The sequence below is a fragment of the Haloferax sp. S1W genome (genome assembly GCF_044593955.1).
Lineage (GTDB): Archaea > Halobacteriota > Halobacteria > Halobacteriales > Haloferacaceae > Haloferax.
On sequence record NZ_CP172595.1, the window covers coordinates 1310924 to 1323704 of the forward strand.

Annotated in this window: 15 protein-coding genes; 6 read left to right on the forward strand and 9 right to left on the reverse strand. The window is 63.6% G+C overall.

Annotated features, from left to right (window positions below):
- Positions 1-226 precede the first annotated feature (226 nt).
- A complete protein-coding gene (locus ACH9L7_RS06885; protein ID WP_396612982.1) occupies positions 227-604 on the forward strand; it encodes a hypothetical protein in 378 nt (125 codons plus the stop codon).
- A 19-nt stretch (positions 605-623) separates the two neighbouring features.
- On the opposite strand, the gene ACH9L7_RS06890 is transcribed toward ACH9L7_RS06885, so the two are convergent.
- From ACH9L7_RS06890 to ACH9L7_RS06920, 7 genes are all read right to left on the reverse strand, one after another.
- A complete protein-coding gene (locus ACH9L7_RS06890; protein WP_396612983.1) occupies positions 624-1655 on the reverse strand; it encodes a PhoU domain-containing protein in 1032 nt (343 codons plus the stop codon).
- A gap of 205 nt (positions 1656-1860) precedes the next feature.
- The gene (locus ACH9L7_RS06895; RefSeq protein WP_396612984.1) at positions 1861-2925 is read right to left on the reverse strand and encodes an ATP-NAD kinase family protein; all 1065 of its coding nucleotides are present in this window, start codon (positions 2923-2925) and stop codon (positions 1861-1863) included.
- Between the two features lie 251 nt (positions 2926-3176).
- Positions 3177-3878, reverse strand: a complete 702-nt coding sequence (locus ACH9L7_RS06900; protein ID WP_396612985.1) for a competence/damage-inducible protein A — start codon at positions 3876-3878, stop codon at positions 3177-3179.
- A 70-nt stretch (positions 3879-3948) separates the two neighbouring features.
- Positions 3949-4734 carry a DUF5803 family protein gene (locus ACH9L7_RS06905; protein WP_396612986.1) on the reverse strand — a complete coding sequence of 262 codons (786 nt, stop codon included), beginning with the start codon at positions 4732-4734 and terminating at the stop codon, positions 3949-3951.
- Between the two features lie 4 nt (positions 4735-4738).
- Complete coding sequence (locus tag ACH9L7_RS06910) at positions 4739-5416, reverse strand: DUF2110 family protein (protein ID WP_396612987.1); 678 nt, start codon at positions 5414-5416, stop codon at positions 4739-4741.
- A 3-nt stretch (positions 5417-5419) separates the two neighbouring features.
- Positions 5420-5950: a transcription factor gene (locus ACH9L7_RS06915; RefSeq protein WP_396612988.1), complete on the reverse strand. Its 531-nt coding sequence runs from the start codon at positions 5948-5950 to the stop codon at positions 5420-5422.
- Positions 5951-6118: 168 nt separating this feature from the next.
- Positions 6119-6661: a tRNA (cytidine(56)-2'-O)-methyltransferase gene (locus ACH9L7_RS06920; RefSeq protein ID WP_396612989.1), complete on the reverse strand. Its 543-nt coding sequence runs from the start codon at positions 6659-6661 to the stop codon at positions 6119-6121.
- Positions 6662-6760: 99 nt separating this feature from the next.
- Here ACH9L7_RS06920 and ACH9L7_RS06925 point away from each other — a divergent pair, with 99 nt between their 5' ends.
- The 4 genes from ACH9L7_RS06925 to ACH9L7_RS06940 all read left to right on the forward strand — a co-directional run bounded on the left by ACH9L7_RS06925 (position 6761) and on the right by ACH9L7_RS06940 (position 10094).
- Positions 6761-7666: an SDR family oxidoreductase gene (locus ACH9L7_RS06925; protein WP_396612990.1), complete on the forward strand. Its 906-nt coding sequence runs from the start codon at positions 6761-6763 to the stop codon at positions 7664-7666.
- Positions 7667-7756: 90 nt separating this feature from the next.
- Positions 7757-8719 carry an NAD-dependent epimerase/dehydratase family protein gene (locus ACH9L7_RS06930; protein WP_396612991.1) on the forward strand — a complete coding sequence of 321 codons (963 nt, stop codon included), beginning with the start codon at positions 7757-7759 and terminating at the stop codon, positions 8717-8719.
- 135 nt (positions 8720-8854) lie between these two features.
- The gene (locus tag ACH9L7_RS06935) at positions 8855-9601 is read left to right on the forward strand and encodes a DUF2797 domain-containing protein (protein ID WP_396612992.1); all 747 of its coding nucleotides are present in this window, start codon (positions 8855-8857) and stop codon (positions 9599-9601) included.
- Positions 9602-9671: 70 nt separating this feature from the next.
- On the forward strand, positions 9672-10094 hold the full coding sequence (locus ACH9L7_RS06940; RefSeq protein ID WP_396612993.1) for a hypothetical protein: 423 nt from the start codon (positions 9672-9674) through the stop codon (positions 10092-10094).
- A gap of 18 nt (positions 10095-10112) precedes the next feature.
- Here ACH9L7_RS06940 and ACH9L7_RS06945 read toward each other — a convergent pair whose 3' ends face one another.
- Positions 10113-11219, reverse strand: coding sequence for a glycosyltransferase family 4 protein (locus ACH9L7_RS06945; RefSeq protein WP_396612994.1), 1107 nt, complete (start codon positions 11217-11219; stop codon positions 10113-10115).
- A 102-nt stretch (positions 11220-11321) separates the two neighbouring features.
- The gene (locus ACH9L7_RS06950) at positions 11322-12383 is read right to left on the reverse strand and encodes a glycosyltransferase family 4 protein (protein WP_396612995.1); all 1062 of its coding nucleotides are present in this window, start codon (positions 12381-12383) and stop codon (positions 11322-11324) included.
- 106 nt (positions 12384-12489) lie between these two features.
- Between ACH9L7_RS06950 and ACH9L7_RS06955 the strand changes: the two genes are divergently transcribed.
- On the forward strand, positions 12490-12768 hold the full coding sequence (locus ACH9L7_RS06955) for a ribonuclease P protein component 4 (RefSeq protein WP_396612996.1): 279 nt from the start codon (positions 12490-12492) through the stop codon (positions 12766-12768).
- Positions 12769-12781: the final 13 nt, after the last annotated feature.

The window sequence follows — 12781 nt, forward strand, 5'->3', positions numbered from 1 at the left end:
GTTCATCCTGAATCGTCATATTCTCACCAATCTCGGTGACTCGCCGACTCATCTTCGGCCAATCCTGTCTCGGTCGATAGTTCTTTACAGTGGGCCGCAATACCAGTGTGTATGACACGGAGTACCCACGCTCCTGATCGAGTTCTTCTCCCGTGATGAGAACCCTGTAACCGTCGAAAGCGACGACGAACGCATCGTCGTCACCATCGATGGCCAGACCTGTGAATTGTCCCGAGACGCCGCTTCTGACTTGCAAGACGCAATCGGGTCGGCGTTGACTGAGAAACGTGAATTCTTCCGAACGGCCGGTGAGTACCGCCAAGACGGCAGTTACGTCGTCTCCAGACGTGGTGCCGACTCGACCGGCAACGCGAAAGTATTCACGAGTTTCGAGGAACTGCGCCGATTGTTCGACCGGTTGCCGGAGACGTTTACGGCCGAAGATGTCGGTCGAACCGGTATCACCGGGTCGCGGCGACACATGATAATCCGGCACTTCGGCGAACACCCGGCGTTCGACTGCCGTATCGCGCGCCGAAACCCGCTGACCGGCGAGAAGCAGTCTCCGGAACAGAAGAAAGAAGTAGAGTTGGTCGCCGACTGAGACGGCGTCGGCGGCCGATTTAGTGAAGCGTCACGTGCTCTGACTCTTCGTTGAGCGACAGGTTCGCCGCGATTTCCGCGTTCCGCATCGCGTACTGCGCAGTCTGCTGGAGACTGACGAGGACCTCCCGAATCTGGAGGAGTTTCTGGTTTTCCATCTCGGGGAGGTCGTTGAGGATGTCACGCTCGCGGTCACGAATCTCGCGGAAGAGTTCGCGGCACTCGATGGTGAGGTCGTAGTCGCGTTCGACGACTGCTCGAACGGCAGTGGTCGTGATTTCGTCCACGTGGTCCGTAAACTCACGAATGCGCCGCATCGTCGATTGGTCCACGTCGATACTGTGGCCCTCGGCGTCCATGACGATGTTCGCGATGTCCTCGGCGTTGTCGGCGGTCAGTTCGAGGTTCTTCGCCACAGACCGATAGCCGATAAGTGGGAACCCGGAGTGGAGACCGACCGCCCGCGCGAGGTTGGGGTTCTGGTACGAGGTGAAGATGAGGCGAAGCAACAGGACGAAAATCTTGTTCGCCTGTCGCTCGCGGTTGAGTGCGCGCTGTGCGAGGTCGGGATTCCCGTGTGCGAGCGCCTTTACGGCCTCGCCACGCATCGTACTTCCCGTGTTCTCCAGTCGCTCCAGTAGGTTGTCGAGAGTGAAGTCCTCCGCGTCGACAGAACACCGGATAGCGATTCGCTCGGGGGTCTCTTCGATGACGCCGAGACCCATGAGTTGCGTTTCGGCCTTGTAGACGGCGTTGATGTGGTCGGAGTCGAGCGCGCCTTCGCCCTTTTCGATGTGGATGACGCGGCGTCCGAGAACGTACTGTGCGACAATGGCCCGTTCGAGCGCTTCCGCATTCAGGTTGTCCGCTCGAATCGTCGCCGTCGAATCCTCGGTGCTTACCGACTCGGGGAGGACGGTCAGCGTCCCCTTCCCGCTCGTTCGGATGGAAACTTCGTCGCCTTTCTCGACGTTGTGTTCCCGCGCCCACTCCGCTGGGAGTGTCATCGCCAGCGTTGACGGCCCGAGACGCTGGACTTTCCTTGTCTCCATGCCAATCATCACCCTTTCAATGACCTTAAACCCCACTATACTCGTGTCTTAATGAATAATGAGGGGCTATGAGACTTGTTAGCCTGCGTAGACGGATGATTTCTGTGCTGTACATTAAATAGGTCCCTGTCTTCTTCGACAGACAGGCGCTGTACCGCGTCAAAACAGGACTTCACACCACACCTTAAACACGCAGCCCCGCGACTCAGGCGATTTTCATCATCCGACGTTCGACACGGCCGACGCGCACTTTTGTCCATCCGTGAAGTTCCTCGTCGAGGTCGGGGTCGTCGGTGTCGACGCGGAGCACCGGTATCGTGTCGAGTTTGGCTCGTGAGGCGACGACGCGAACGTCACACCGGCGAATCACGTCGGGGGAGAGTTGCGGATTCCCGCGGCCGAAGACGAAGCCCTGCCCACCGATTGGCGTGACGACGATGACGTTCTCCTCGCTGAGGTTCGCAAGAATCTCCGTTTCGGTCGCGTCGCGGACGAGGACCTCGCCGTCGCGGTAGAGGTCGACACCGAGCGGCGACCCGTCGATTCCGAGTTCGTCTTTCACTGCGCCGACGGTGCTGCCGGGGCCGAGGACGTAGGTGACCCCCTCGCTCGCTCGGATGTCGTCTGCGACGCCCGCGGCGAGCGCTTCGACCGTCCCGCCGCTTGTCTGTTTCGACGATTGGAGGTCCTCGGCGACGGGGACGTGCGCTACGGCCCGCAGTTCCGGGTGGACTTCGCCGGAACGGTACTCGTCCTCGTCGATGTCCATGACTTCTCGTGCTTCGGTTCGCTCGAAGGTCGTGGCGGCGACGGCGGCGTCCTCGGGCGAGACGGCGAAGACCGACGAGTAGACTTTCACCCCCGCGGGGACGCCGAGCATCGGCACGTCGCGGCCATCGAGCGCCTCCGCAACGTCCGCGGCGGTCCCGTCGCCGCCGACGAACAAGACGAGGTCGGCATCTGCATCGACGAAGGCGTCGACGGCCGCCATCGTGTCGGCGGCGGTGGTCTCGTCGGTTTCGGGCGCGCCGAGAACCTCCGGGTCGAATCCCGCCTCGCGCGCGAGTGATGCACCCATCGGGTCGCCCCACGCGAGCAGTTCGGTCTCGGGTGCGAGAGTGGCGAGATGAGAGAGCGCGCGGTGCGCCCGCTCAGGCGCTCTGGGCTCCGCACCGCGGGCGCGGGCCTCTTCGACCTTCCCGTCGGTCCCTTTCAGTCCGACCCGACCACCCATGCCTGCCACGGGATTGACGACGACACCGATTCGCATACGCAACTCAACCGGCGGGGCGGAGAAAAATACCGCGATGCCTCGCCGTCGCTCGGGCGTTCCGCACACAGTCCCGCGCGTCGGACTGTCGCCGGAACCTTACTGTTTAAGGGGGCAGAAACGGCAACTCTCTCGTATGATTCCGTTAGAAATGGCCGAGCAGGTGTTACCGACCTCGGAGACGGCGGGCGTCGTTCTCCTCGGGAGCGTCCTTCTGACCGTTGGCTGGCTCTGGTACCTCCAGCGCTAGTTCAGGCGGACTCTTCTTCCAGCAGGTCGACTCGCGCTTCGAGCCACGCCGCTGCTTCCCGGACGCGCTCCTCGTCGGCGGCGGCGAGTTTTACTCGGACGTGGTCGCCGGGGTAGCTTCCGACCGTCACGTCGAACTCTGACTGGAGCGCCTCGAACCGCTCGATGAGCGAACTCTCGGGTTCCGACGTGTGGACGAATCGGACGTGGGTCTGTTCGCCCGCAAACTCGTCGGCGACACGACCGAACATCGTCTTCATCTCCTCGGGTACGCCCGGCAGCACGTAGACCGACCCGATGATTGCGCCGGGTGCGACACCCTCCTCGTTCGGGAGCATCCGCGCCCCCGCGGGTAGGTCGGTCGTTCCCTTCACGAGGTCCGCCGCGGAGTACCCGCCATTGGTTTCGAGCCACGTCGCCGCTTCCTCGCTCGGTTCCAAGGACCGGCCGAAGGCGGCGGCGACAGCCTCCATGGTCACGTCGTCGTGGGTGGGGCCGAGTCCACCGGTGACGATGACCGCGTCGTACTCAGCGTGGTACTCGTTGACGACGCGGGCGATGTCGGCGACGCGGTCCGGAAGCGTCGTCACGCGCTCGACGGTGACGCCGCGGTCGGTCAGCTCCGTACACAGCCACGTCGCGTTCGTGTTCACCGTATCACCGGCGAGCAGTTCGTCTCCGACGGTGACCACTGCAGCCTTCATACCCCGCCGTAAGGGGGTGACAAGCAAAAAGGCGTCCGCCCCGGCGACGGGTGCGAGAAGACGAGTCGTCTCAGCCCATCCCCGGAGGGGGTCCGCGCCGTTCGTCGTCGTCGATTTCTACGTCGAGACCGAGTTCTTCGCGTCGTTCACGAAGCGCCTCTATCTCCCGGCGGTAGTAGAGGATGCCCGCGCCGCCGACGAGTATCGAGATGGCGGCGATGAGCGCGAAGATGCCGAGGTCGCGTTGCAGGTAGAACTGCACGACGATATTCCGGTCAGTGACGTTCGACCACTGGATGTGGAGTCGGTCACCGACAACCTCTGTCTCGTACCCCGCCGGTTGGACTGCTCCGAAGACAGGGAAGTCGACGCGGCGGTTCGGCGGCAAGACCACCTCGTAGGACCCCTCGACGAACACCGGCAGCGAGAACCGCTTCGGTGTCGACGTCGAGGAGAACGCGAGTTTGCCATCGCCGTTTGCGTCCGCTGGCAGCGTGACGTTCGTGATGCGGTCGTTCTGGGTGACATCACCACCGCGGGCACGAATCTCGGAGCCGTTTATGACCGTCCCGTTGGCGTAGCGGTATCGAACCGCCTCGACGGGAAGCGGCGTTTTGCTCCCGAACCCGTCGAACCGGTACAGTTCCATAGACGACGAGTTCACGTCGTAGACGCCGCGGAACCGGCCGTTGTCCTGGACGGTGATGTGGGCGTCGACTTCGGAATCCCACTCGTAGGCCGCGTCGGGGTCAGCGTCGAGGCGCTCGCTCGCGACGCTACTCGTGCCACCGAGACACCCGGCCGTCACCAGAAGGATGGCGAACGCGACGACCCCGACGAGAAGTCGTTTGTTCATCGTCCTACTGGCCGATGACGCACTTGAGTTCCGCTGGCAGGTACGAACCGATACTCGCGAGGAGGCCCGGCGCGTCCGTCTCGTCGCGGCAGATGATGCTCTGTTCCAGCAGTCCCAGTCGCTCGACCGTCACGATGTCGTTCGCGTGACCCGCGCGGTTCACGGTGGCGCGAACCTCGCCGCGGGTGGCGCTGTTGACGTTGACACGGCCGCTTCCGCGTGTCCACTCGTACAGGCGGTCGATTTCCTCGTCTGCGAGGCGAGAAGGTTCGTCCTCACCGCCGTAGACGAAGCGGAGCGGGACGTGCTGGACCAGTCCGAAGCGGTCGCGAATCTGCGTCGCGGACCCGCGTCCGAGACCGAGTTCGCTCGTCGGGATGCGGATTTCCTGTCCGGCGTCGAGCACGATTCCGTCGTCGTCCCAGTGTTCGAGCGTTCCGACGTACTCCTCGCCCGCGGAGATGTGCGGCGTCACCTCGCCCCACGTCTCACGCAGGACGTTCCGCGCGACGGTTTCGTCGTCGCCGGAGACGGTGACAGAGATGAAGTCGTCGTCGCGGACGCCGATGTCGTAGTCCACGTCGAGGTCGCCGATGTCGTTAGCGACCAGCGATTCGAGGCTGTCGAGCGCCCGGTCGCGCGCCGACCCGTCGATGTAGCACTTTGTTGCGAGTACGACCATCGATTAGTTTGTCCCCGTCACTTCGACGTTGAGTTCGTCTCGAAGCTCTTCGATTCGCATCTCCATCGCTTCGACGAGGTCTGTGTTGTCCATCGGTTCGAGCGGTGCGCCCGTCTCGGGACACTGGAAGCCGAGTTCCATCGCCTCGGAGAACTCGAAGCGGATACCAGCCGGTTCAGAGAGGTAGAACTCGTGGTTGCGTTCGTAGTCGAGGCGGTCTTCGAGTGCGTCCAGCAGGCGATACATCTCCTCTTCGAGGTTCTCCGGGATGTTCTCGTAGTGGAACGTCCAGAGATAGGTGAGCCATCCGGAGTCCTCGTCACGAACGCGCCGGTAGGACGCGAGGTCGTTCTCGTAGAGAATAAAGAGTGCGCGACGAACGTCGTTGAGCTCGAGACCGAGCTCTTCGGCGAGTTCCTCGTCGGTTACCTCACCGTCCGGGGGTGCCGCAGCAACAGGCATCCCCGTCGGTCCGACCAACTCGTGGAGGTACTTTTGGATGACAGGGTCGTTCAGCAGCTCCTCAAAAGCCATTGTCGAAATTGGCGTCAGGAACGCCATTAAGTCTTATCACTCCCCCGCACGCGCGAGACGCCGCGTCGTATGGCAACTACCGACGTTCCGCACCGTGTGACAACTACCGTTCTTCCAAACGGTGTGGCAACCACCGTCGTTCCGCACCGTGTGACGACCGCTGGTGATTTACTCGTCGTCCGCGGGAACGACCTTCTTGCCCGTCTCCATCGGGACGACGCGGTTCTCGGCGTCTTCCCACTCGCGGTCGAGTTCCCGGCCGTCGAACAGGCGGTCGAGGAAGACAGCAAGACCTGCGACCTCAGAGTGTGGCTGGTTCGTGACGCCGACGTTCCAGTCGGCTTCGTCGTACACTTCGAAGGGGACCTTCTCACCGCCGACGACGATGAGAATCGGTTCCTCGGCGTGCGCCTCGCGGATGTCTTCTTCCACGTCCTGTACCCGCTCGCCGTACATCGTCAGGTGGACGATTTTGCCCTCCCAGTTTCTGATGACGCCGTTGAGCCCCTCTGTGAGTTCGACTTCGAACGGCCCGCCGAACCGTCCGGTGATGTCTTCGACCGTCTCCTGTGAGTGGCCGGCGTTGTCCGGAAAGATGACCCGGTCGGCACCGAGTGCGCGTGCCGTCAGGCCGACGTGCGTCGTCATCCGGTCGTCTCGCCCCGGCCGGTGCCCGTACCGGAGGACGGCGACTTCGGGTTCGTCTTGCATACTGTCCCGGAGATGGTCGAGGAAAGTGGTGCTTTCGGAACGCCGGTGTGGTATTTCACTCTACTGAGATTTATCACCCATGGCGACGCACCACCCCTCATGGGTCACAGACCGGAAGTCGGTGCGGGCGTCGAAAACCGCGACCTCACTGGCTGGACTGTCCTCGTCACCGGCGCAACGTCGGGCGTCGGCCGCGAGACGGCGCTCGCCCTCGGTCGACTCGGAGCAACGGTCTTGGTCCACGGGCGCGACCACGACGCGGGGCGGCGCGTCACCACCGAAATCGATGAGTCCGGCGGCGAGTCGATATTCTTCAGCGCCGACCTCACCGAGATGGAGCGGGTCACACTGCTCGCCGACGAGATTCGCAACCGGACCGACAGCCTCGACGCGCTCGTGAACAACGCCGGAGCCCACTTCTCGGAGGGGCAACTGACCAGCGACGGCGTCGAGAAGACCTTCGCCGTCAACCACCTCGCCCCGTTCGTCCTCACGCATTCCCTGCGCGACCTGTTGCCCGACGACGGCCGCGTTGTCACCGTTGCATCCGAGGTCCACCGCCGCGCCGACGGCACCTTCGACGTGACCGAAATCGACGACTACGACGGCCTCGACGCGTACGCCCGCTCGAAACTGGCGAATATCCTCTGTACCAGCGAACTCGCCCGCCGACTCGACGGCCCGACGGCGAACTGCTGTCATCCCGGATTCGTCCCGTCGACTCGCCTCTGGCGCAACGGGTCGCTCCGCGTCCAAATCGGCGTCGGCATCTTGGCTCGACTCCCGCGTCTCCTCACCCGCGGCTTCGTGGACACGCCCGCGACGGGTGCGACGACATCGGTCTATCTCGCGGCGTCCCCCGAAGTCGCTGACGTGACCGGTGCATACTTTTCGGAGTGCGACCGGGTAGCGCCGTCTTCGACCGCCAGAGATGACCGCCTCACCGAGGAGGTGTGGGAGTTGAGCGAGGAGTTGTCCGGCGTCACGTGGCCGGCGGTTCAGTGACCGCCCCCGGCCTCTAGTCGTCGGGGCGACTGTGACGGCCGTGGGACCGATGGGGAAACGGACTTACCACTTGGCAGACTCATCTGGAATATGTCACTCGAACTCTCCGACAAGCGCATCCTCGTGACCGGGGGTGCAGGACTCGTCGGTTCTCACCTCGCGGCCCGACTCGCCGCCGACAACGACGTGCTCGTCGCGGACGACCTCTCGAAAGGAACCCGCGAACGCGTCCCAGACGGCGTTGAGTTCGCGCAAGCCGACATGACCGACGCCGACGACGTGGCCGAGGTTGTCACTGAAGACCTCGACATCGTCTTCCACTTCGCCGCCTACACGGACACGAACTACGGCAACCCCCGCCAACTGTTCGAAGAGAACACCGAGATGACGTACAACGTCCTCGAACGGATGCAGGAAGTCGGGGTGAGCGAAATCGCCTTCACCTCCTCTTCGACGGTCTACGGTGAGGCCCCGCGTCCGACGCCGGAAGATTACGCCCCGCTCGAACCCATCAGCATCTACGGGTCGTCGAAACTCGCGGACGAAGGACTGCTTTCGACGTTCGCCCACTCGTACGACTTCACCGTCTACATGTACCGCTTTGCCAACATCGTCGGGCCAAAACAGCGCGGCAACGTCATCCCGGACTTCATCGAGAAGTTACTCGACGACCCCGAAACCCTCGAAATCCTCGGTGACGGCCGTCAAGAGAAGTCCTACCTGCACGTCGAAGACTGCGTGGACGCGATGTGCCACGTCGTCGAGAATGCCGAGCGTGACCTCAACGTCTACAACCTCGGGACGCGGACGACCACCTCGGTGACGACCATCGCAGACATCATCTCCGACGTGATGGGTCTCGACCCCGACTACGAGTACACCGGCGGCGACCGCGGGTGGACCGGTGACGTACCCAAGATGCGCCTCTCTATCGAGAAACTCTCGGCGCTTGGCTGGGAACCGGCCGTGTCCAGCGACGACTCGGTCCGGCGGGCCGCCGAAGAACTCTATGCGGAACTGAAAACCGAGTACGAGACGGCCGCGTCCGAATAGTCCCGACAGAACTCGCCGCCATCACTCGAATTCGCCGCCCGCGCTCGAATTCGCCGCCACCACTCGAACTCGCCGCCCGCGCTCGAATCAGTCGGGAGCGAGGCACCTTTCTACCACCAATTCGTACCCTGTGTCGTGCAGGTCGTCGGCTACGATACCGGAACCCCCGCGCTGTTCGTAAGCACGAGCGACGGCCTCGATTCGGTGTCACTCGAATCGGGGACCGACCTCGACTACCGCCTCGAAAACCGCCACTGCGCGGGGACGATTCACGACGACCGCCACGTCTCCTGTGAGAACGAGGGCGCACCGTACTGTCCCGACCACCGAAGTACGTGGGTCTGTGCGAAGTGTACCGGGACGTGCTTGAAAGACGAGATGGACTGTTACGAGGACCACGCCGTCTACCTCGCAGCCTTCGCTCCCGACACGTTCAAAGTCGGTGTCACGCGCGAATGGCGTCTCGAAACACGACTCCGCGAGCAGGGCGCAGACAGGGCGGCCCATATTCGAACCTTTTCGGACGGCCGCGTCGCAAGAGAATACGAAGCCGAACTCGCGACGGAAATCCCCGACCGAATCCGTGTCCCGACCAAAATCGGCGGCCTCGGTCGGCGTGTCGATGCCGACGCGTGGGACGCGCTCCTCGCGGAGTTCGACCCCATCGAGACCTACGACTTCGACTACGGATTCGCCCTCCGGGACGCTCCGGTCGCCGAAACCATCGCCACGGGAACGGTTCGTGGCGTCAAGGGTCGCGTCCTCCTTCTCGACAACGGCGGCACCACCTACGCCGTCGATATGCGTGACCTCGTGGGATACGAACTCGCAGACGGCGGGACTGAACGGGCGCTTCAGTCGAGTCTCGGTTCCTTTGGATAATCCACTGCCGCTTTCGTCCTTTCCTTTGGAGACCGTCAGCACTTTCCGCGTGGACGGCCAATCCGCCCCCATGGCAGACGACGAACCCGCAGACGAGACGCAGGCTCCCGACGAGGGCGAAGAGGGCGAAGAAGAAAAGTCGTTCCGCGAGCGGGTCGAAGAGATTCGCAAGCGACGCGAGAAGGAACGAGAAGAGGGTGACCGACCCAGCCCCGAAGAGATGATGGGTGGCGGTGGTCCCGGCGGCATGGGTGGCGGCGGCAACCCCTTCGCGCAGATGATGAGCGGTATGATGGGCGGCGGCGGCCCCGGCGGCATGGGCGGCGGCCCCGGTGGCATGGGTGGCGGGCCGAGCGCTGGTCCGCGCGACCCCGAACAGGGAAGCGGCAGCGACGAACAGCTCGTCCGCGAGGTTCGTCAGCTCCGCGACGAAGTCCGTGACGTGAACCGCGAACTGCGCCGCATCGCCGACGCGCTCGAAGACCGCGACTAACGCTCTCCGACGCCTCTCTTATTCGGCAGTCAGTCGGTCGTAGAGTTGCGACAGTCGGTCGACCGAGTGTTCGACGCTCACCTCGTCGCGTCGTTCGAGACAGCGCTCGCTCAGGGTGTCGCGCTCGTCGAGCGCCCGCCGAATCGCCTGACCGAACTCGTGTGTGTCGCCCTGCTCGTAGTGGTATCCAGTGACCCCGTCTGTGACCGTGTCTTCGAGCGCGCCGGAATCGACGCCGACGACCGGCGTCCCACAGGCGTTGGCCTCCAACGCGACGAGGCCCTGTGTCTCGACCGGACTCGGGAACCCGAACACGTCGAGCGTCGAGTAGAACGCCGGGAGTTCCTCGCGGTCGAGAAAGCCGAGGAACCGAGCGTCCACGTCGAGGTCCGCAGCGAGGCGTTCGAGGTCGTCGCGAGCGGGACCGTCGCCGCCGAAGACGAGCGTCACGTCGAGGTCGGCCACCGCCCGGACGAGTTCGCCGAGTTCTTTTTCGTAGCCGTGCCTGCCAGTGTACCCGACGAGCGGGCCGTCTCCGAGACCGTACTGCTCGCGGAAGGCGTCGCCCGAGACGGGCGAGAAGTGCTCTACGTCGATGCCGTTCGAGAGGACGACGACATCCGAGTCGACGCCGAGGACGTGCCGGAGACGACGTTTCGCGTCCTCACTCGGGACGATAACCGCGTCGGCGCGGTCGAAAAACCAGCGTTCGTAGCGTTCGGCCGTCCGCTCGACGCCGCGCTCGATAGTCTCGATGGAACTGAGGTACTCGGCGTACTCGGCGGTCGGCGTGTGGTACGTCGCGACGAGCGGGATGTCCTTGCGGCGGGCGAGTCGAAGGCCGGCGAGTCCCAGTCCGAACGGCGTGTGCGCGTGGACGAGGTCGGTGTCCTCGACGGCCTTCGGAACGCGCGGTGCGCCGATTCGGAGTCCTTCGTAGAACGGAAACGGGAGGCTTCGAACGCCGTACTCGCCGGGTTCCGGCGAGTACTCGTCGTCGCGCGGGTAGACGACATCCATTCGACCGCCGCGACGGTGCCACCGCTCGCGCCACGTCTGAATCGTGTAGGTGACGCCATTGACGGTTGGCAAGTACGTGTCGGTGAACGCGACGACCGACTGCATAGCGGGTCGTGCAACCCGAACGGGATAAACCGTTGTGACTTCTCTCTGGTGTGTTATTCTGTGCCAACGACAGGTGAGTAAAAACGAGCCGTCTCCGCCGAATCAGTTCGCGAGCGACCCGTCGAGAAGTTCCTCGTATGTCTCGACGAGGCGGTCGCCCACGCGGTCGAGGCTGTGTTCTGCGGCCGTCTTCTTGGCATTCTCTCCGAGGCGGCGGCGAAGGTCCGGGTCGCGTTCGAGTAGTTCCAGCGCCCGCCGGAACTCGTCTTTCGTCGAGCACTTCAGGCAGTCGTGGCCGTGGGTGTAGAACTCCTCGAACACGGGAATATCGCGGATGACGACGGCCTTTCCGCACGACATCGCTTCGAGGACGGCGATACCTTGATTCTCGTTCTTCGTCGGGAAGAGGTACACGTCGCCCGCGCCGAACGCACCGCGAATGTCGTCTATCCACCCGGTGAACGTGACGTTCTCCGGCGGGTTGTTGACCCAGTACTTCACTGTCTTCGAGGCGTGTGGGCCCGTGTCGTACGGGCCGAACCACGCAAAGTCGAAGTCCGTCTCTTGGGCGAGTCTACAGAACGTCGTCAGTCCCTTTCGCTCGAAGACGTTTCCGACGGCGAAGACCGTCATCCCATCGAGGTCGTACTTCTCGCGGTACTCGTCGCGGAAGTCCTCGAAGCCTTCGAGAGCGTCGATATCGACGCCGTTCGACATCGGCCGAATCGGCGCGTTGACGGGGTACGATTCGAGGACGCGCTTCGTGTACTCAGACGGACAGAGAACCACGTCGGCTTGCGAGTAAAACCATTTGAGGTACTTCCCGAGGACGGGTGCGACAGCGTTCGACCCGCGGAAGCTCTCGGCGAAATCCTCGCGGGTGACGTGCGAGTGGAGGACGAGCGGGATGTCGTTTCGCTTCGCGTGCCGCGCAACGGCGACCGAACTGGGACCAATGAGGTTGCAGTGTGCAACGTCGTAGTCGCGGAAGACACCGCTACCGTTGGCGAGGCCCGCCGCCGCACTGAGCGGGGACTCGTGCCACGGGGAGGTGACAACCTCGACATCTGTGGTCGCCAGCGCCGCTCGCTGTTGGTCGGTTGCGGTGCCGATACCGCTCCGGTCGAGCTGCGAGGCGAGTTCGAGGTAGTTCAGTACGCGCACAGCCGACGTTTCATTCGGGTGGGATTTGACGCTACCGGCTTCTCGGTCACCTGATTCGCTCCGACAGTTCGGAACGCCTATGTCTCGCCCCCTCTCCCCACCAATCATGACTATCGCGGAGGAGCGAATCGAGAGACTCCATCACCTCGCCAGTGAGGCGGCCGCCGAGCGCGACACCGACCTCGCCCGCGAGTACGTGCGTCTCGCTCGCCGCGTCGCAGAGCGTAACCGATGCGGCCTGCCTAAGGAGTTCCGCCGATTCACGTGCGACGAGTGCGATGCGTACCTCCGTCCGGGCGTCGACGCCCGAGTTCGAACCCGACCCGGCGGCCACGTCGTCATTCGGTGCGAACACTGCGGCGCGACGAAGCGGTATCCGTACTGACCCTCCTCTCGTC